19 protein-coding genes are annotated in these 17,775 nt (G+C 70.8%); 11 read left to right on the plus strand and 8 right to left on the minus strand.

Going from position 1 to position 17,775, the window contains the following annotated elements:
* The first annotated feature begins 28 nt into the window (after window positions 1–28).
* Window positions 29–823 carry a VOC family protein gene (locus SSP08S_RS18895; RefSeq protein ID WP_026178624.1) on the plus strand — a complete coding sequence of 265 codons (795 nt, stop codon included), beginning with the start codon at window positions 29–31 and terminating at the stop codon, window positions 821–823.
* Between the two features lie 25 nt (window positions 824–848).
* On the opposite strand, the gene SSP08S_RS18900 is transcribed toward SSP08S_RS18895, so the two are convergent.
* A complete protein-coding gene (locus SSP08S_RS18900) occupies window positions 849–1,454 on the minus strand; it encodes a TetR/AcrR family transcriptional regulator (RefSeq protein ID WP_019069181.1) in 606 nt (201 codons plus the stop codon).
* Between the two features lie 57 nt (window positions 1,455–1,511).
* Between SSP08S_RS18900 and SSP08S_RS18905 the strand changes: the two genes are divergently transcribed.
* Complete coding sequence (locus tag SSP08S_RS18905) at window positions 1,512–1,979, plus strand: nuclear transport factor 2 family protein (protein WP_019069182.1); 468 nt, start codon at window positions 1,512–1,514, stop codon at window positions 1,977–1,979.
* A 13-nt stretch (window positions 1,980–1,992) separates the two neighbouring features.
* Here SSP08S_RS18905 and SSP08S_RS18910 read toward each other — a convergent pair whose 3' ends face one another.
* On the minus strand, window positions 1,993–3,204 hold the full coding sequence (locus SSP08S_RS18910) for a low temperature requirement protein A (protein ID WP_019069183.1): 1,212 nt from the start codon (window positions 3,202–3,204) through the stop codon (window positions 1,993–1,995).
* A 90-nt stretch (window positions 3,205–3,294) separates the two neighbouring features.
* Between SSP08S_RS18910 and SSP08S_RS18915 the strand changes: the two genes are divergently transcribed.
* Window positions 3,295–3,993 carry a ribonuclease H family protein gene (locus SSP08S_RS18915; protein ID WP_026178625.1) on the plus strand — a complete coding sequence of 233 codons (699 nt, stop codon included), beginning with the start codon at window positions 3,295–3,297 and terminating at the stop codon, window positions 3,991–3,993.
* Window positions 3,994–4,147: 154 nt separating this feature from the next.
* On the opposite strand, the gene SSP08S_RS18920 is transcribed toward SSP08S_RS18915, so the two are convergent.
* Window positions 4,148–4,513, minus strand: coding sequence for a hypothetical protein (locus tag SSP08S_RS18920; RefSeq protein ID WP_019069185.1), 366 nt, complete (start codon window positions 4,511–4,513; stop codon window positions 4,148–4,150).
* Window positions 4,514–4,676: 163 nt separating this feature from the next.
* On the opposite strand from SSP08S_RS18920, the gene SSP08S_RS18925 reads away from it, so the two are divergent.
* From SSP08S_RS18925 to SSP08S_RS18950, 6 genes are all read left to right on the plus strand, one after another.
* Window positions 4,677–5,027, plus strand: a complete 351-nt coding sequence (locus SSP08S_RS18925) for a hypothetical protein (protein ID WP_019069186.1) — start codon at window positions 4,677–4,679, stop codon at window positions 5,025–5,027.
* On the plus strand, window positions 5,024–5,875 hold the full coding sequence (locus tag SSP08S_RS18930; RefSeq protein WP_019069187.1) for a hypothetical protein: 852 nt from the start codon (window positions 5,024–5,026) through the stop codon (window positions 5,873–5,875). Before SSP08S_RS18925 ends, SSP08S_RS18930 begins: the two co-directional genes overlap by 4 nt.
* A gap of 107 nt (window positions 5,876–5,982) precedes the next feature.
* Window positions 5,983–6,351, plus strand: coding sequence for a roadblock/LC7 domain-containing protein (locus SSP08S_RS18935; protein ID WP_019069188.1), 369 nt, complete (start codon window positions 5,983–5,985; stop codon window positions 6,349–6,351).
* A 114-nt stretch (window positions 6,352–6,465) separates the two neighbouring features.
* Window positions 6,466–7,677, plus strand: coding sequence for an FAD-dependent monooxygenase (locus tag SSP08S_RS18940; protein WP_026178627.1), 1,212 nt, complete (start codon window positions 6,466–6,468; stop codon window positions 7,675–7,677).
* A gap of 116 nt (window positions 7,678–7,793) precedes the next feature.
* Window positions 7,794–9,284, plus strand: a complete 1,491-nt coding sequence (locus tag SSP08S_RS18945; protein WP_019069190.1) for an MFS transporter — start codon at window positions 7,794–7,796, stop codon at window positions 9,282–9,284.
* Entirely contained in the window at window positions 9,281–9,871 is a 591-nt protein-coding gene (locus SSP08S_RS18950; RefSeq protein WP_019069191.1) for a TetR/AcrR family transcriptional regulator, read from the plus strand. Before SSP08S_RS18945 ends, SSP08S_RS18950 begins: the two co-directional genes overlap by 4 nt.
* Here the strand turns inward: SSP08S_RS18950 and SSP08S_RS18955 are convergent.
* Both SSP08S_RS18955 and SSP08S_RS18960 read right to left on the minus strand, forming a co-directional pair.
* Window positions 9,868–10,791 carry a phytoene/squalene synthase family protein gene (locus SSP08S_RS18955; RefSeq protein ID WP_019069192.1) on the minus strand — a complete coding sequence of 308 codons (924 nt, stop codon included), beginning with the start codon at window positions 10,789–10,791 and terminating at the stop codon, window positions 9,868–9,870. The two genes, SSP08S_RS18950 and SSP08S_RS18955, sit on opposite strands and share 4 nt — an antisense overlap.
* Window positions 10,792–10,833: 42 nt before the next feature.
* Window positions 10,834–12,555 (minus strand): cholesterol oxidase substrate-binding domain-containing protein, encoded by a 1,722-nt coding sequence (locus SSP08S_RS18960; protein ID WP_245607905.1) that lies wholly within the window; start codon window positions 12,553–12,555, stop codon window positions 10,834–10,836.
* Between the two features lie 136 nt (window positions 12,556–12,691).
* Between SSP08S_RS18960 and SSP08S_RS18965 the strand changes: the two genes are divergently transcribed.
* Both SSP08S_RS18965 and SSP08S_RS18970 read left to right on the plus strand, forming a co-directional pair.
* Window positions 12,692–13,675, plus strand: a complete 984-nt coding sequence (locus SSP08S_RS18965) for an aldo/keto reductase (RefSeq protein ID WP_019069194.1) — start codon at window positions 12,692–12,694, stop codon at window positions 13,673–13,675.
* Between the two features lie 46 nt (window positions 13,676–13,721).
* Entirely contained in the window at window positions 13,722–14,219 is a 498-nt protein-coding gene (locus tag SSP08S_RS18970) for a DUF6328 family protein (RefSeq protein ID WP_026178628.1), read from the plus strand.
* On the opposite strand, the gene SSP08S_RS18975 is transcribed toward SSP08S_RS18970, so the two are convergent.
* The 3 genes from SSP08S_RS18975 to SSP08S_RS18985 all read right to left on the minus strand — a co-directional run bounded on the left by SSP08S_RS18975 (window position 14,143) and on the right by SSP08S_RS18985 (window position 17,692).
* Complete coding sequence (locus SSP08S_RS18975; RefSeq protein WP_043259544.1) at window positions 14,143–14,799, minus strand: DUF2238 domain-containing protein; 657 nt, start codon at window positions 14,797–14,799, stop codon at window positions 14,143–14,145. The two genes, SSP08S_RS18970 and SSP08S_RS18975, sit on opposite strands and share 77 nt — an antisense overlap.
* Window positions 14,800–14,910: 111 nt before the next feature.
* The gene (locus tag SSP08S_RS18980) at window positions 14,911–15,933 is read right to left on the minus strand and encodes a hypothetical protein (RefSeq protein ID WP_019069197.1); all 1,023 of its coding nucleotides are present in this window, start codon (window positions 15,931–15,933) and stop codon (window positions 14,911–14,913) included.
* 106 nt (window positions 15,934–16,039) lie between these two features.
* Complete coding sequence (locus SSP08S_RS18985; protein WP_019069198.1) at window positions 16,040–17,692, minus strand: serine/threonine protein kinase; 1,653 nt, start codon at window positions 17,690–17,692, stop codon at window positions 16,040–16,042.
* Window positions 17,693–17,775 lie beyond the last annotated feature (83 nt).

Genomic DNA, 17,775 nt, shown 5'->3' on the forward strand with positions numbered 1-17,775 from the left:
ACCCGACCTATCGGAGAGGGCCGCAGCCATGGCCGTACAACCTGAAGGAACCCCCTGTTGGGCCGACGCGATGTTCGGCGACGTCGAGGGAGCCAAGAGTTTCTACGGCGACGTCCTCGGCTGGACCTTCGGCGAGGCGTCGTCGGAGTACGGCAACTACACGCAGGCCTACGTCGACGGAAAGGCCGTGGCCGCCGTCGTACCGCCGATGCCCGGCCAGGAGGGGCAGTCGCAGTGGTGCCTCTACCTCGCCTCACCGGACGCCGCTGCGACCGCGGCGAAGATCCGGGAGAACGGCGGCGAGGTGCTGATGGAGCCGATGCAGGTCGGCGAGTTCGGCACGATGTGCCTGGCCCGTGAGCCCAGCGGCGCCGTGTTTGGCGTCTGGCAGGGCGGCACCCACGAGGGCTTCGAGGCATCGGGCGTGGCCGGCGCGTACGCCTGGGCCGAGATCTTCACCCGCGAGCCCGCGAAGGCGGACGGATTCTTCCCGGCGGTCTTCCCGTACTCGGCGAAGAGCATGGAGGACCCGGGCGTCGACTACCGCGTCTACAACATCGGCGAGGACACGGTCATCGGACGGATGGCGATGGGCGACGAGTTCCCGCCCGAGGTGCCGTCGTACGTCAACGTCTACTTCGCCGTGGACAACTGCGACGACGCCGTCGCCAAGGCCACCAAGCTCGGCGGGATCCTCCGCTTCGGCCCCATGGACAGCCCCTTCGGACGGTTCGCGGCCCTCAGCGACCCGCAGGGCGCCTCGTTCTCGGTGATCGACATGACCACCACCCAGGGAGACATGCCGCAGATGACGGACGTCTGACCGGGCGGGCCGCGGGTCAGCGGCCCTAGGCCGTCCACCAGGCGGGGGCGCAGGCCACGGCCGCGTCGACCATGTCGTCCTTGGTGACCGCCGGGTCCTCCAGCCATGCCTTGATGGCACCCGCGAAGCCGTGGGCCAGGAACTGCGCGACGACCCGGCGGTTGGCCTCGGGAAGCCCCGGGTGGTCGCCGTCGGCCATGAAGGACAGCGTGTAGTCGCCGAAATGGCGAACGAGCGCCTCGTACACACCGCTGTCCGCCGGATCCGTGAGGGCGCGCCGGTAGATCGGCAGATGCCGCTCGACGTGGTCGGCGACCTCGGCGGTGGCCAGCCGGAGCAGTTCGGGGGCCGAGTGCCCGCCCTGCGCGCGGGCCTCGGCCTCGCGGCGGTGGCCGCGGTCCAGATCGGCCTGGAGCACCTGGATGAGCAGGTCCAGCGGGGAGCTGTAGCGGTTGTAGAACGTGGCGCGCGTGACCCCGGCGCGTTCGGCCAGTTCCGCGACGGAGATCCGGGAGACGGACCGCTGCGCGGCGAGCTCCACGACGGCCTCCTCGAAGGCCCGCGTCGTGCGGGTGACGCGGGGATCGATCCGCTGGTTCAGCGCTCCGCCCTCCTCGGGTTCACGTTGCACTCTGCCATGACGAGTGATTTTATACACATGTCAAATAGTGCGGCGAAAGGAACGGTCATGGCCTCGCACACCGCGATCTCACCCCAGGAGGCCGCCGACCGGCTGGCCGTCCGTGAGCTGGTCGACGCCTACGCGCACTGCGCGGACCGGCGGGACGCAAAGGGGCAGATGGCCCTGTTCACCGAGGACACCCGCTTCCTTGTGTTCATGGACGCCACCGCGGCGGAGCCGACGCAGGAGCTGCACGGCCGCGAGTCGCTGGCCCCGGTCTTCGACAACCTGAACGTCTACCGGGCCACCACGCACTTCAACGGCCAGAGCACCATCACCCTGGACGGGGACCGGGCGAGTGGCGAGAGCTACTGCCTGGCCCACCATGTCTCGGTCGACGAGTCCGGGCAGCGCTCGCTCATGATCGCGTCCATCCGCTACCTCGACGAGTTCACCAAGCTGGACGGCGACTGGTACTTCGCCGAGCGCCGGCTGATGGTCGACTGGACCGAGACCCGCCCCTCGACGCCCTGACACCCGTGCGCGGTCACACCGCCCGTTCCCCTTCGTGGGCCACGCGGTGCGCCACGGCCAGTCCCCAGGGCACCCCGAGCACGACCACGAGAGCCAGACCCAGGAGCAGCGGAGCCGGACGCAACGCGCCGAGCGCCACGCACACGACGGCCATGGCGACGCAGGTCCGGGCCAGCGGCCGGTAGAGGCCCAGGTCCTCGCTCCAGACCCGCAGGGACGACGCGAGCACCATCGTCGCGCAGAGCACGACGGCCGTACCCCCGCAGAGCACCCAGGCCGTGGCGGCCGGGGTCCGGCCGTCGTGGGCGTGCTCGACCAGGCCCACCATCGCGGCGCCCATCGCGGCCACCGCGGCCGTCAGCGGCAGATGGATCATCATCCACTGGAGGGCGCTCGCCCGCGTGGGCCGCGGCAGCCGGTGCCCGGCGAAGTCGAAGTACGTCCACCAGCCGCCGAAGCCGACCACGACGGCGACCAGTCCGACGGCGAGAGTGAGCGCGCCGGTCGGCTCGTGGGACAGTCCGTCGACGACGCCGGTCACGTTCTCGCCGAGCACGATGATGATGAACAGTCCGAACCGCTCGGCGAGCGCGTCGGTCACGCTGAACCCGACCACCCGTTCCGGAATGGCCCTGGCGAGCACGAACACGAACCCCAGCAGATAGACGACGGCCAGCGCGCCCCACGTCAGCACCCGGGCGTCGGCGGGCAGCGCGGCGCTCGCGGCCAGGACGACCGCGCAGAAGGCCGTCCCCGTCACGAACAGCGCGCTGGGGCGCCGGAATTCGGGAGTGTCGCCCCGCGAGGCCAGCAGCCACAGCAGCGCCAGGAGCGCGAACAGCACCCCCGCGTCCACGGCGAACGCGGCACCGCGCGTGTCACCCGCCTCCGGGATGAACGCGCCCAGCGGCACCAGTACCAGGATCTGCAGCAGGAACATGCTCCGGCCGCGGGCGTCCTCGTGCCCGTGCAGCTCGTGGTGCAGGCTGCCGTTGAGCCAGGCGATCCACACCAGCGCGAACACCGCGGCGAACAGGCCGAGGCCGTGCCAGTCGAGTTCCCCGGCCAGATGGTGGGCGGCCTGGGCGACGAGAACGACCACGACGAGGTCGTAGAAGAGTTCGAGCGGGCCGACCACCCGCTCGCGCGGCTGTTCCCCGTGGGGGCGCGGAGGCAGCCACAACAGGTCGCGCAGCCGGGCCCACTGCTCGTGTCGCGAGGTCATGCGCGCAGCGTAGAGGGCCGAGCGGCCCGATCCCCGGACGGGGCGCGCGGCCGGACCGGGTCGGCGGAGAGCGCGTGGTGCGGTCGTGGCATGATCGGGCGCATGCGTGAACGTGTGGTGGCCGCGTGCGACGGGGCTTCGAAGGGAAATCCGGGGCCCGCTGCCTGGGCCTGGGTCGTGTCGGACGACGCGGAGAGCCCGGCCCGCTGGGAGGCCGGACCGCTCGGCAGGGCCACCAACAACGTCGCCGAACTCACCGCGCTGGAGCGCCTGTTGACGGCGACCGCACCGGACGTACCGCTGGAGATCCGGATGGACTCGCAGTACGCCATGAAGGCGGTCACCACCTGGCTGCCGGGCTGGAAGCGCAACGGCTGGAAGACCTCCGGCGGCAAGCCGGTCGCCAACCAGGAACTGGTCGTCCGCATCGACGAACTGCTCGACGGCCGCTCGGTCGAGTTCCGCTACGTCCCCGCCCACCAGGTCGACGGCGACCCGCTGAACGACTTCGCCGACCGCGCCGCGAGCCAGGCCGCCGTCGTCCAGGAACCCGCGGGCAGCGACCTCGGCTCCCCGGAGCCGCCCCCCTCTCCCGACACCCCGAAGAAGTCCGCCCGTCCGGCCGGTGCCAAGTCGGCCCGGAAGAGCGCGAGTTCGTCCTCCCGCACCATCAAGGCGAAGTTCCCCGGCCGTTGCCTGTGCGGACGCGCCTATGCGGCCGGCGAGCCGATCAGCAAGAACGCCCAGGGCTGGGGTCACCCGGAGTGCAGTACCGGCAAAGTGGACTAGACAATTTCAGTCTCTCCGCTTTAACGGTCGTGCGCGGTCCGGGAATTCGGTCTCGCAAAGGTCGGACCTAATAGCCGGACCGGTCTCGGCGGATATGGCCGCGCCGAGACCGCCCGAAGTCGCGACTACTCGTTTGTCATATGCCGCGACGCCCTCATATCTCCAAACTCGCCTCAAGGCGCTTCAAGTTGTGCCGTGCCAGTGCGAGATTGCTGCGCTCACGATCCAGCGCCAGATACAGGAAGAGCGAGCCGTGCGCGCCCGCCAGCGGCCTGATCAGGTGGTACTGCTTTCCGAGGGTGATCAGGATGTCCTCGATCCGGTCGTCCACGTTGATGGACTTCAGCGTGCGCTGCTTCGCCCGTACGACCTCGGTGTTGCCCGCCCCCGCGACCTCCAGGTCCAGATGCGGACCGCCGCCCAACGCCCCCAGCGTCATGCCGCTCTCGTAGTCGACAAGGGACACCCCCAGGGCCCCGTCGATAGTCATCGCTTCCTTGAGCGTCGCCTCAATGTTCACGTGGTGCCTCGTTTCCCTCACGAGCCGGCGAGACGGTGGGTCTCGCCATGAAAACGGTCTCAATGCGAACCGTGCGGGTAACAGACAACACCATCTTTGGTCAGTGTTGCGATAGTTGGCAAATAAAGTAGTCTGCTCGCCAGAGTGACTGAAGGGGGGGCCTTTGTCATCGCTCGACACCGCGCTGGACCGTGTCCTGACCGCGCCCGGTATCAGCGGAGCCATGCTGCTCGATGCCGTCACCGGTCTCACCTATGCGGAGTCGGGTGAGGTGAGTGGCGGTCGGGATTCCTGCGAAATAGCGGAGATCGCCCGCACCCGCCTCAACCGGGCCGGTGCGTCGGGGGAGTTGGAGAGCGTCGTCGTGACCACCTCCACCCGCCATCTCGTGACGCTCCAACTCGCACGGCGGGGCGACCCCCTGCTGCTGTGCGCGACCGTCGACCGCGAGCGCACCAACCTCACCTGGGCGCTGCGCGAACTGCACCGGCACGCCGACGAGTTGCTGGCATGACGCAGTCCGGCACCGAGGAACCGCTCGCCGACTCCCGCAACGTTCCCGCCCTGTTGTCGGCCCTCCGGGACCGGGCCCGCTCCTGCACCGTGCTCGTCACCGGCACCCCGGGCGGCTCCATCCACGTCCGCGACGGGCTGGTGGTGGCCATGGAGACGCCCGGCGCACCCGGCATCGAGGGCCTCCTGCTCAGATCGGGCCGGATCAGCGAGGAGGCGTGGTCGGCGGTCCGGGCCTCCGACACCACCCACGAACACCTCGCCGCCGAACTCGTGGCGCGCGGGCTCGTCGGCGCCGGCGAACTCGAAGTCATCAGCCTGGGCGCCCTGTTCGACGCGGCCTTCGCGCTGTCCCTCGCCGTACCCGACAGCTGGGAGGTGGCCGATCCCGTACCGGCGCTCCACCGCAACGCCGGAGTCACCCCCGAGCGACTCCTCGACGAGGTGTCCCGGCGGATCAACCTCCTCGCCGGGGAACCCGGTTCGGTCGCCGCCCTCGCCCGCACCCGCGTCCGGTCGGTGTCCGCCGCGGGCCTCCCAGGGACCGCCGCCGGGCTTCCCGCCCGGCACCAGGAGGTCCTGGCCCACGCGGACGGCCGCGGCACGGCGAGGGACATCGCCTTCGCCCTCGGCCGCGGTCTCTTCGCCGTGATGATGGACCTACGTCATCTGCTGGACCGCGGACTCGTCCAACCGCACCTGCCCTCGGCGGAGAACAGGCCCAGCACGGCGGCCCGCGGCGCGCCCTCCGCGCCCCTCGCCGGGGCGTCCGCCGCGCCCCGTTCCGTACCGCTCCCGCGCCGTGAACCCGGGCGGAACTCCGCACCGGAGCTTCGGCCCCACGACTGAACGACCCGTCCCGCTCAGCCCGTTCGTGCCGATTCCGGCTGAAACCGCGACCCGGCCCCCTCCCGCCTCGTTGTCCCACCGCCTGCACGCAACAGGAAGAAGACGCCATGAGCGACCCCGTGACCGACCTCCTCATCGCCCTGCGGGACAACGTAATGGGAGTCACCGAATCCACCCTGGCCACCAGTGACGGGCTCGTCGTGGCCAGCGACGCGAACAAGACCCACCCCGAGTCCATGGCCGCCCTGGCGGCGGCGGGCCTCGCACTCGGCAACCGGCTAGCCGATCACGGCGGCGCGGGCCATCTCCGCGAGATCACCGCGCGGGGCAGCACGGGCCACGTCATCGTGACGGCCGTAGGAGACCGCGCGCTGCTCGCCGTGGTGGCCGACGACGGCCTCGACGAAGCGGCCTTCCGCCGCGAGATCCCGGCGCTCACGGCGGAACTGCGCCGCCATCTGGACAAGGACGTCTGAGCCGTCCTGGTTGTCCCCTTGGTCTCGTGCGGGGTGACGCGCATTCCGTGCCGCCCCATCCTGCTACTCTGCGGATCCACTTGACCACTTTGAGTAAAACCCAGGGGTGTGCGCGTGAAGGTCGCCTGTGTCGGAGGCGGGCCCGCCGGCCTGTATCTCTCGATCCTGCTGAAGCGGCAGGACCCGTCCCACGACATCACCGTCTACGAGCGCAACCCCGAGGGCTCGACCTACGGCTGGGGCGTCACGTACTGGCGCGGACTGCTCGGCCAACTCCGGGAGTACGACCCCGAGTCGGCGCAGGCCGTCGACGAGCACTCCGTGCGCTGGAGTGACGGCGTCGCCCGCGTCCGGGACCTCACGACCACCCAGCCCGGCGACGAGGGCCACGGCATCGGCCGCCACCGCCTCCTCAAGATCCTCGCCGAACGGGCCAGATCCCTGGGTGTACGGCTGGAGTTCGACCACGACGTCACCGCCGACGACCTGCCCGACGCGGATCTGATCGTGGCCGCCGACGGCGTCAACAGCGCGCTGCGCACCCGCCACGCCGACCACTTCGGCGCCGAACTCAAGCCAGGCCGCAACCAGTACATCTGGCTCGGCACCAGCAAGGTCTTCGGCTCCTTCACCTTCGCCTTCGTGGAGACCGACCACGGCTGGATCTGGTGCTACGGCTACGCGTTCGGCCCCGAGGGCAGCACCTGCGTCATCGAGTGCGCCCCCGAGACCTGGACCGGCCTCGGCCTCGACACCGCCGCCGAGGCCGACGGACTCGCCCTCCTGGAGAAACTCTTCGCCGACCTCCTCGACGGCCACTCCCTGATCGGCCGCGCCTCCGCCGACGGCAGCGCCCAGTGGCTCAACTTCCGCACCCTCACCAACCGCACCTGGCACCGCGACAACCTCGTCCTGCTCGGCGACGCCGCCCACACCACCCACTACTCCATCGGCGCCGGCACCACCCTCGCCCTGGAGGACGCCATCGCGCTCGCCGACGCCCTGCGCGACCACACCGAACTGCCCCAGGCCCTCGCCGCCTACGAACAGCGCCGTAAGTCCGCCCTGTTGTCCATCCAGAGCGCGGCCCGCTACAGCGCCCAGTGGTACGAGAACCTCCAGCGCTACATCCACCTGCCCCCGCACCGCATGTTCGCCCTGCTCGGCCAGCGCCACTCGCCGCTGCTGCCGTACGTCCCGCCGCAGGTCTACTACGGCCTCGACAAGGCGGCCGGACGACTGGAGGCGCTGCGCCGGTTCAAGCGCTGGCTCGGCCCCAGGCTGGCGCGCACCGTCCACGCGCGGGCGCTCGCCTCCCGCAAGTAGGGTGCCCGGCTCCCGCAAGCAGGGGCACCTGGCCTCCCGAGCGCATTGGGTGAATGGCTATTCACCGGATAGGGTGAATAGCCATTCACCTTCTTTACGTGTCCGCTGGAGTGCCCATGGGTCAGCCCGTACCGATACCCGACCCGTCCGGCACCACCGGGCGGACCCCCTTGCGGGACCGGCTCACGGTCCCGGTGCTGGCCTTCGGCGGGATCCTGATGGCGGTCATGCAGACCGTGGTCGTCCCCCTGCTGCCGTCCCTGCCCCGGCTGACCCACTCCTCCGCGGGCGCCGTCTCCTGGATGGTCACGGCGACCCTGCTCTCCGGCGCCGTCCTCACCCCCGTACTCGGCCGGGCCGGCGACATGTACGGCAAGCGAAGGGTCCTGACGGGCGCACTGAGCCTGATGACCGTCGGCTCGGTCATGTGCGCCCTGTCCTCCGACATCCGCGTGCTCATCACGGCCCGCGCCCTCCAGGGCGCCGCCTCCGCCGTCGTACCCCTGTCGATCAGCATCCTGCGGGACGAACTGCCGCCGGAACGCCGGGGCAGCGCGGTCGCGTTGATGAGTTCCACCGTCGGCATCGGCGCCGCGCTCGGACTGCCCCTCGCCGCACTGATCGTGCAGTACTCCAACTGGCACGTCATGTTCTGGGCGACCGCCACCCTCGGCGCGATCGGCGTCTCGGCGGTCTGGTGGGCGGTGCGCGAGTCGCCCGTGCGGGAACCCGGCCGCTTCGACGTGCTCGGCGCGCTCGGACTCGCCGCCGGGCTGGTGTGCCTGCTCCTCGGCGTGTCCCAGGGCGGCCAGTGGGGATGGGGCAGCCCGCGGATCCTGGGGCTGTTCCTCGGCGCGGTCGTCGTACTCGCGCTCTGGTGGTGGCAGCAGCTGCGCACCCAACTGCCGCTGGTGGACCTGCGGTTGGTGTCGCGGCCCCGGGTGGGCCTGTCCCATGTCGCGGCCCTGCTGACCGGCTTCGCGTTCTACGCCAACTCCCTGGTCACCGCCCAACTGGTGCAGGCGCCCAAGGCCACCGGGTACGGGCTCGGACTGTCGATCGTCGAGACAGGACTGTGCCTGCTGCCCGGCGGCATCACGATGCTGCTGCTCTCACCCCTCTCGGCCCGGATCTCCGCGGCCCGCGGCCCGCGGATCACGCTCGCCATCGGGGCCGCGATCATCGCGCTCGGCTATGTGGTGCGCATCGCCGACAGCCACGACCTGTGGACGATCATCCTCGGCGCGACCGTCGTGGCCACCGGCACCACCTTCGCCTACTCGGCGTTGCCCACCCTCATCCTGCGCGCCGTGCCGGCCGGCCAGACCGCGTCCGCCAACGGCGTCAACGTCCTGATGCGCACCATCGGCCAGGCCGTCTCCAGCGCCGTGGTGGCCGCCGTACTCGTGCACCACACCAGCCTGATCGGCGGACGCCCGCTGCCCACGCTGCACGGATACCTGATGGCGTTCGGCATCGCCGCCGTGGTCGCCCTGATCGCCTGCGCGACGGCGCTCACCATCCCCGGCGACGCCACGCCCGACAAGGCGCGGGGCACGGACGGCCGTACCCGGGGCGCGCGGGACGAGGCGCTGGAGGGAGCATGAGGGCCGTGAGCACCCCACCCGCCGCGTCCCCGTCCCCGCCCGCACGCCGGGACGCCGAGGCGACCAAGGCGGCCATCCTCAGGGCGGCCCGCTACCTTCTCGCCCGGAACGCGCACGCCGACATCACCCTCAAGGCCGTGGCCGAACGCGCCGGTGTCAGCGCCCCGTTGATCCTCAAGTACTTCGGCAACAAGGAAGCCCTCTTCGCCCGCGTGATGTCCTTCGAGTCGGACGCGGAGGCCCTGCTCGACGCCCCGCTCGACGAACTCGGCCGCCACATGGTCCGGCACGTCCTGGTCAGCCAGCGCGAGCGGGGCGCCGACCCGCTGCTGCGCATCGCGTTCGCGCCCCTCCAGGGCGACCACGGCGACATCCTGCGCGTCAACTTCCGCGCCCAGGTGGTCGACCGCCTCGCCGAACGGCTCCCCGACCCCGACGCCGGCCTGCGCGCCGAACTGGCCGTCTCCACCGTCCTCGGCCTCGGCGTGATGTACGGCATCGCACGCGGCACCCGGCTGCGCGAGACCGCGACGGACGTCATCGTGGACCGCTACGGACCCACTGTGCAGGCCCACTTGGACTCCTAGGCGTACCGGCGAGCCCTGCGGTACTGCCGGGCCAGGACACCCAGCGTGGCGAACACCGACGGTCCCGTGTCGCGCAGCAGGACCCTGCCCCCTGCGCGTCGTACCGCGCCCAGTCGCAGTTCCTGGACGGCGAGCAAGGCGTCGAGGAACGGCCGGTGTTCCGCCGCGACCAGCGCGGGAAGCGCACGGCAGTCCACGAGCGTGGTCCCGGCGAGGTCGGCCTGCGCCCGGACCACCTGGTCCAGCGCGGGCACGCACGCTTCCGGCCTGCTCCGCAGATCCTCGAACTTCAGCCCGTGCCGGGCGAGTTCGTCCCGTGGGATGCCGATGCGGTCGTTCTCGGCGTCCTCCCGGAGGTCGGCGAGGAAGTCGCTGCGCTGCCAGCCCTCGATCAGATCCCGGCACCCCTGGACGAACGACTTGTACGTCTCGGGGTCGGCCGGCGCGAGCAGCGACGCGGTCAGCATCAGGGCGGGCAGCGAGTAACTGTCCACGTACGCCTGGAAGTCGGCCTCCGTCTCGAAGCCGGTCCAACTCGCGTCGACGGGAGCGCCGTCGAGGAAGGCCCGCACCCGGGCCGCCATGTCCGGGTGACGGCGAACGGTGTCCCAGAGCGCCAACAGGCCGTCCTGCTCGGGTGGTTCGGCGCTCTCCAGGGCCGCCGAGGTCCCGGCGTCCCAGGCGGAGAGGGCTGCCTCCCGCGCGTCCACGTCACCGGTGTCGATCAGTTCGTCGGTCGTGTGCATATAGGCCACCGCGGCGACGACCGGCGGATGCAGCTCCGCCGGCAGCAACAGCCGTACCGCCACGTACTCGTGCAGCGCGAACCTGCGGACGATCCCGCGCTGGATGTCGTAGGCGTGCCGCAGTCGCGGATCGGTGATGCCCGCCTTCGTCAGCGCGGTCGGCCAGCTGGTCACAACTCTCCCTGTGTCAAGATCTCCGACACAGCCTAGTCAGTGCTAGCCGAACAGCCGGTCCAGGAAGGCATTCCCGAACACCCCGTGTGGATCGAGCCGGTCGAAGGTCCCGGCCGCCTGCCCCCACACCGACTCCCCGAACGAACCCGGGACCGCCGTCCCCAGCACCTCCTCGTCGCTCCACGCGGCCTCGTCGGTGTAGGCCCAGCCCTTCGACCACTCGACCCGGGTGCCGTCGAACGAGCGGAACAGGAACTGCTCCAACTCCCGCAGGAACTCCTCCGCGTACGGCGTGCCGGGCAGTGTCAGGACGTCCAGCCAGACGGCCGTGTCCCACTCGGGGTGCTCGGCGCTCGGGCGCAGCGCGGAGAGCAACGGGGCGCGGGCGCCGGTGAGTTCGGAGTCGGCGGGGTGGTCGAGGCCGGTGACTCTGATCTCGACGGTGCCGTTGACGGGGAACCGGCCGAGCGCGGCGTACGCGGCGAGCCGCTCCCGGTAGAACTCGGTGAACTCGTGCACCACCCGCTGCACTTGGGCGCGTGCGGTGAGCACCGCGTACCCGTTGGCGGTCTCCCGCAGTGTCGTCGGCCTGACGTAGAGCAGTGTGTTCTTCGACGGCCCCCAGATGTCCGCCGACAGCGTCGCCGTCAACCCCACTGCAGCCACGTCGAGTTGGGCGTTGCCGAGCACCGGCGCCAGATACCACGCGCCGTCGGACAGGATCCGCCCGACGAGATCCGCGACCACCGTCGGCACGTTGTCGGAGAACGGATAGTTGTACGGCGACGTCACGCGCCGCGAGGTCAACGGCCGGGTCGGTGCGACGCTCCACACCTTCAGCCAGGGGAACTCGGTGAACGCGAACCAGATCGCCTCGGCCCGCCCGGCCTCGTCCAGGAAACTCGCGAAGGTACGCCCGTCGGACCCGGGCGCCGCGAAGAGCTCGGTGGCCGGGATGTCCGTACGGCTCAGGCACCGCAGATTCGCGTTCGCCCCCACCCGCAGCACGACCTCGGTGACCAGTGAACGCCCCAGATGGGTGAGCAGCGCCGCGCAGTCCGCCTCGTCGCGGGTGTAGGTCCGCAGGACGTACGCGCCGGTGTCCGAGTCCCACACCACCGCCGTCAGCGACAGCACCAGATTGCTGAGCGACCCGAACGTGTGCCCGGCCGTCCGCTCCTCGCCGTCAGCCGGTACGGCCGTGCCGTGCGCGTCGATCGCCAGGGCGCCGCCGAGCGTCAGATCGCCGGGTGCGGGCGCCGCGGTGAGACCGAGACCGTGCCCCTCCAGATAGGTGAGCAGCGCCTCCAGGGTGACCCCGGTGCCGGCCCGGACGGCCGAGGCGGAGTCCAGGGTGAGGCCGGTGAGGTGCGGGGCGGTGTCGACCAGCAGCACCGGCGCGTCCGACGCCGTACCGGACTCGATCGTCAGCGGTGACCAGCCGTGCGAGGAGCCGCGGGCGCGGACCCGCCAGCCGTGCTGCCAGGCCCAGTTGACGACGGACACCACCTGGCCGGCGTCGGTCGGCGCGCACGCCCACAACCCGTCGGCGGTGATCTCGCCGACCCAGTTCCGGTACGCCGAGCGGTAGAGGTCGACCTCGGCCGGGAAGTCCGGCAGCTCGGCCGCGGCGAGAGCCGGATCGGCCGTCAGGAGGACGGGTACGGCGGCCAGCGCGGCCGCAGAGAGGAGGAAGCCACGACGGGTCCAGGGAGCGGAACTGCCGTTCCCCGACTGGAGGTTGTTCGCCACATGATCGGTCACGCGCACACGCTAGGTGGGAGTTGACACGAGTAGGCAGCCTGTCGAACTGGTTCACCCGTGTGAGTGAAAGATTCACAGGTCGCGGCCCGGAGGAGCCCGTTCCGCGCATGTCGGTGCCGGATGACAGACTGACGGCATGGACGAACGTGTAATCGGCAGGTCGCAGCAGCAGGCATCCGTCGTCGGGCTCGGCACCTGGCAGCTGGGCGCCGACTGGGGAGACGTCGACGACAAGGAGGCCCTCGCCGTGCTGGAGGCGGCGGCGGAGTCGGGGGTGACCTTCTTCGACACGGCCGACGTGTACGGCGACGGGCGCAGCGAGCAGACCATCGCCGCCTTCCTGAGCGGCCGGCCCGATCTGCATGTCCTGGTCGCGACCAAGATGGGCCGCCGCGTCGACCAGATCCCCGAGAACTACGTCCTCGAGAACTTCCGCGCGTGGAACGACCGTTCGCGCCGCAACCTCGGCGTCGACCGCATCGACCTGGTACAGCTGCACTGCCCGCCGACGCCGGTCTACTCCTCGGACGAGGTGTTCGACGCCCTCGACACCCTGGTCGCCGAGGAGCGCATCGCGCGGTACGGCGTCAGCGTCGAGACCTGCGAGGAGGCCCTCACCGCGATCGCCCGGCCGAACGTGACCAGCGTGCAGATCATCCTCAACGCGTTCCGCATGAAACCCCTGCTCCAGGTGCTCCCGGCCGCCCAGGAGGCGGGCGTCGGCATCATCGCGCGCGTGCCTCTCGCCTCCGGCCTGCTGTCCGGGAAGTACACCAAGGACACGGTCTTCCCCGAGAACGACCACCGCACCTACAACCGCCACGGCGAGGCCTTCGACCAGGGCGAGACCTTCTCCGGCGTCGACTACGCGACGGGCGTCGAGGCCGCCGCCGAGTTCTCCGCCCTCGCCCCGGAGGGATACACCCCGGCCCAGCTGGCCCTGCGCTGGATCATCGACCAGCCCGGTGTCACGTCGGTGATCCCCGGCGCGCGCTCACCCGAACAGGCCCGCGCCAACGCGGCGGCGGCCAGGCTGCCCGCCCTGTCCGAGGACACGCTCACCTCGATCCGGGACCTCTACGACCGCCGGATCAAGGACCAGGTGGAGGGCCGCTGGTAGGCCGCAGTTCCGTTTGAAGGGTCTGCGGTCCGGTTACACGGACCGCATGACTCAGGAGGAAGATCGGCGGACGGGGCGCGACGAGTCCGAGGACGAGAGAGCGGACCGGATGTGGGGCGAGCTCATCCAGGAGGTCCGGGTCGCGCAGACCGGCGTACAGATCCTGTTCGGGTTCCTCCTCACCGTCGTCTTCACCCCGAAGTACGCCCAGCTGGAGCACGCGAACCAGGTCCTCTACGTCGTGACCGTCGTCCTCGGTGCCACCGCCACCGGAGCGCTGATCGGCCCGGTGTCCCTGCACCGCCTGGTCTCGGGCCGGAGCGTGAAACCCCAGGCGGTGCGCTGGGCGTCCCGGCTGACCTTCGTCGGGCTCGTCCTGCTGCTCGCCACGATGACGGCCGCGCTGCTGCTGGTTCTCAGGGTTGCGACCCACGACGCGTATGTGCCCTGGCTGGTCGCCGGGGTGGTCACCTGGTACCTGCTGTGCTGGTTCGTATTGCCACTGTGGGCGAGACAGCGCGATACGACTCGACCGGGCCGATGACCCCGAGCCGCGCCATCTGCCGGTCGTGGACGCGGCTGAGCACCAGCACCGAGACCGTGGCCCCGATCAGCGCGCAGAACATGTCCCACTGCGTGTCCCACACATCCCCCTGGGTCGCCAGAAAGGCGTCCGCGCCGTGTCCGCCGATCACGGCCGCCGCCCACTCGAACAGCTCGAAGAGCGCGCTGAAGGCGAGGCACGCGCACACGGTCAGCGGCGCCAGCCAGCGGCTGCCGCGCAGCGGCGAGGTGCGGGTGAGCAACTCCCGTACCAGGACCGCCGGTACGAAGCCCTGCATGAGGTGGCCGAAACGGTCGTAGGGATTCCGGCTGAGCCCGAACGTGTCCCGGACCCAGTCGCCGACCGGCACCTGCGCGTACGTGTAGTGGCCGCCCACGGCGAGAACCAGCGCGTGCGCGGCGAGCAGACAGCACAGGAGGCCGGTGAAGGGGAAGCGGCGCCAGGTCAGGACGATCACCGGGAGTCCAACGAAGACCCACACGGTCTCCAGGAACCAGGTCGTGCGGTCGTGCGGATGCCAGGCGGAGACGGCCATGCCGACGATCACCAGCGCGACCATGGCGGCGGGCAGCCGGCGCCGCGGCGCGGAAGCTGGAACGGACACGATGGGGCTCCCTTGTCGTGGGGAGCCCCATCGTGTCCGAAGGCCGAAGCCGCTACATGAGTACGGCTACTCAGCCGGAGTGGTGCTCTTGCGCAGCGCGGTGAGGCAGCTGTCGATGGCCTGCTGGAGTTCCTCCAGACGCTTGACCATGTCGTCCTCGTAGAAGTCCTGGGCGTCGTCGAAGGTCAGCTCCTCGAACACCTTCGTGGCCTTCTGGAGGCTGCTGTAGAACTTCGTCCGCCGCTCCTGGACGCGCAGTTCGGGGTCGGCCTCCACCGTCTCGACGACCAGGTTCTTCATGGTGTCGTAGGCCTCGGTGGCCCACTCGCCGGTGTCCTCGCCCTCCTCGAGCTCGTCGAGCAGCGACAGGTGCCGCTCCGCCTCCTGGCGTACGTCGAGGGGCGCGTCGACGGTCTGTCCTGCGGGGGTCTTGATCTGGCCCGACTCGGCGATCTGGCGGACGTAGCCGATCCGGTCCGCCGAGCGGCTCTCCGTCGCGACGGCCTTCTTCAGGTCGTCGGTACGGACCACGTCACGGGCCAACTCGGCCTGCAGCTCGGGGTCTTCGCGCACCCGGTCGAGCAGCGCCTGACGGGCCGCCCGGGCGGTGGACGGGTCGGCGAGGATCGCGGCGCGCAGCGCGGTGGGGTTCTCCGCGACCTCCAGGGCCTTGGTGGGGCGGATGCCTTCGGCCTCGGCGGCCTCGGAGATGGCGGTGCCGCGCTCGGAGGTGGCGGAGGAGCGGGAGACGTAGTAGTTCAACCACACGTCGGCGTCCGGGAGTTCGACCTCCTGGCCGGGGGCCAGCTCCTCGAACTGCGGTACGAGACCGTCGTCCGCGGCCCGGTCCCAGGCCTTGTAGTAGCGCATGACGCGCTCGGGGGAGCAGTCGGCGAGTTCGGCGAACTCCTTCGCGGAGACCTTCGGCGTCTCGTCCGCGCTCTGCCCGCCGGGCCGTACGCTGCGCGCCACCTTCAGGCCGAAGGCCCAGCCGCCGGTGCGGGCGTAGGCTCCGAACTCCTGGGCGTCCCGGGCGACGAGGCCGGCGTCGTCGAGGGCGGTGAAGGACGTCTCGGCCTGGTCGATCACTACGGTCAAGGCGGACTCTCCTGGGCTTGAGATGAGGCACGGTGCGAACAGGCAGCCTATATCCACCCATTGCCGCTGGTTTGAGTGCCCGGCCCTCGCGTCGCCGTCAGTTCGCCGACCGCTTGAAGGTCTTGAAGAAGGTCCCCAGCGCCTGACGGTTGGCCGCGTCGTTCCACTCGTCGGCGGGCGTCGTCCACCGTAGCGAGAAACTGCGCCCGCCGCCGAGCAGGAACCCGCGCCCGAGCGTACGCACCCTGGCGTCGCCGGTGCCGGAGAACCACTCCAGGTCGGCCGCCTTGTCGCCCTGGTACGTCGTGGCCCTGATGTCGCCGATCTGCTGGAAGCCCTCGGTCTGCTTCAGCCCCGGCAGTACGTCGTCGCGCCAGATGGCGACCGGGTCCGGGCCCGCCTGCGTGCTGTAGGTCACGGCCAGGGTGCGCGGGTCGCCCGAGGCGCCGAAGGTGACGCGATAGGCGATGTCGCCGTCCTTCTGGGTGTCCACCACCTTCCAGCCCTTGGGGAGCGCGACGGAGAACCCCTCCGGCGCCTTGAACACCCGGAAACCGGCGGGCAGCACGGAGGCGGTGGGGGAGGGGGACGGGGACGCGGTGACCGAGGGCGAGGCGGAGGCCGCGGGGGAGGTGGGGGCCGTCGGTGAAGGCGTGGCGGAGGGGCTGTAGTTGTGTCCGTCGACGTTCTCGCCGGGAGTGCTCGCGGAGGCCGAGGCGGACGGGAGGGGCGAGGAGGGGGAGGTGGCCGACGAGGTCTCGGTGCCGGGGAGTTGGTGGGTGGCGGCGAGGACGGCGACCGTGACGGTGCCGACGGCCAGCGCGGTCCCGACGGCCATGCCGCGCCCGCTCCAGGTGGTGCCCGCGCCGCGGAAGGTGTCGTAGGCCCGCCGCAGCCGGGGCAGCGGGACGGGCTCGCGGTCCGCGTACGGGTCGTCGTGGAGGATCCGGGTGAGGGCCTCGCGGACCACGGGGCGGGTCATCCGCTCGCGGGAGTTCTTGCGCAGCAGCCCCTGGATGACCTGCGCCAGCGGCCCGGCGCGCGACGGGCCGCGCATCGGGAGCCGGTCCACACCCTTCAGGGTCGCCTCGGGGCGGCCCCGATCACGGAACGGCGGGTGCCCCTCGACCAGCGTGTAGAGGATCGCACCCAGCGCCCACAGGTCGGCGGCCGGTCCGATGCGCTCGTCGCGGGCCTGTTCGGGGGAGGCGTATGAGGGTGCGGTGAGCCGGGGGACGAGGGTGGCGCCGGCGAGTCCGAAGCCGGTGAGGACGACGGTGCCCCGGTCCCGCACGAACACCTGGCCGGGGCTGAGTTCGCCGTGCGTGATGCCCTCGTTGTGCGCGGCCTCCAGGATGTCGAGCAGTTCGAGGCCGATGCGGGCCGCCCGTACATAGTGGAACGTGCCCTGCTGGGCGAGGAGTTGGCCGAGCGGTGTGCCGTCGATCCAGTCGGTGACGGTCCACAGCGTGCCGGCGTCCTCGACGGCGTCCATGACCTGGGCGACCCGGGTGGGAGCGAGCAGCACCATGATCTCGGAGGTGCGCATGATCGCGGCGGTGGTCCGGCGCGCGCTCTCCTCGTCCAGCGCGGCGGGCAGCGTCACCTGCGTGAGGAGGCACGGGCGTTCGGCGGCCATGTCCTCGCCGTACCACGTGAGCCGGTTCGTCTCCCGATGCGCGACCTCCATGGGTCGGTATCTGCCGGCGACTGACTCGTGTACGGAGACGTGCGTCTCGACCATGGCCATCCCTCGCTGAACCCCTGGGTCTCACCTTTCCCAGAAGTACGGCGGTTGTGATGGCGCGGTTCAAAGGAATCCCAATTCCCCGG

Source organism: Streptomyces hokutonensis (assembly GCF_000376565.1).
Classification (GTDB): Bacteria; Actinomycetota; Actinomycetes; order Streptomycetales; family Streptomycetaceae; genus Streptomyces; species Streptomyces hokutonensis.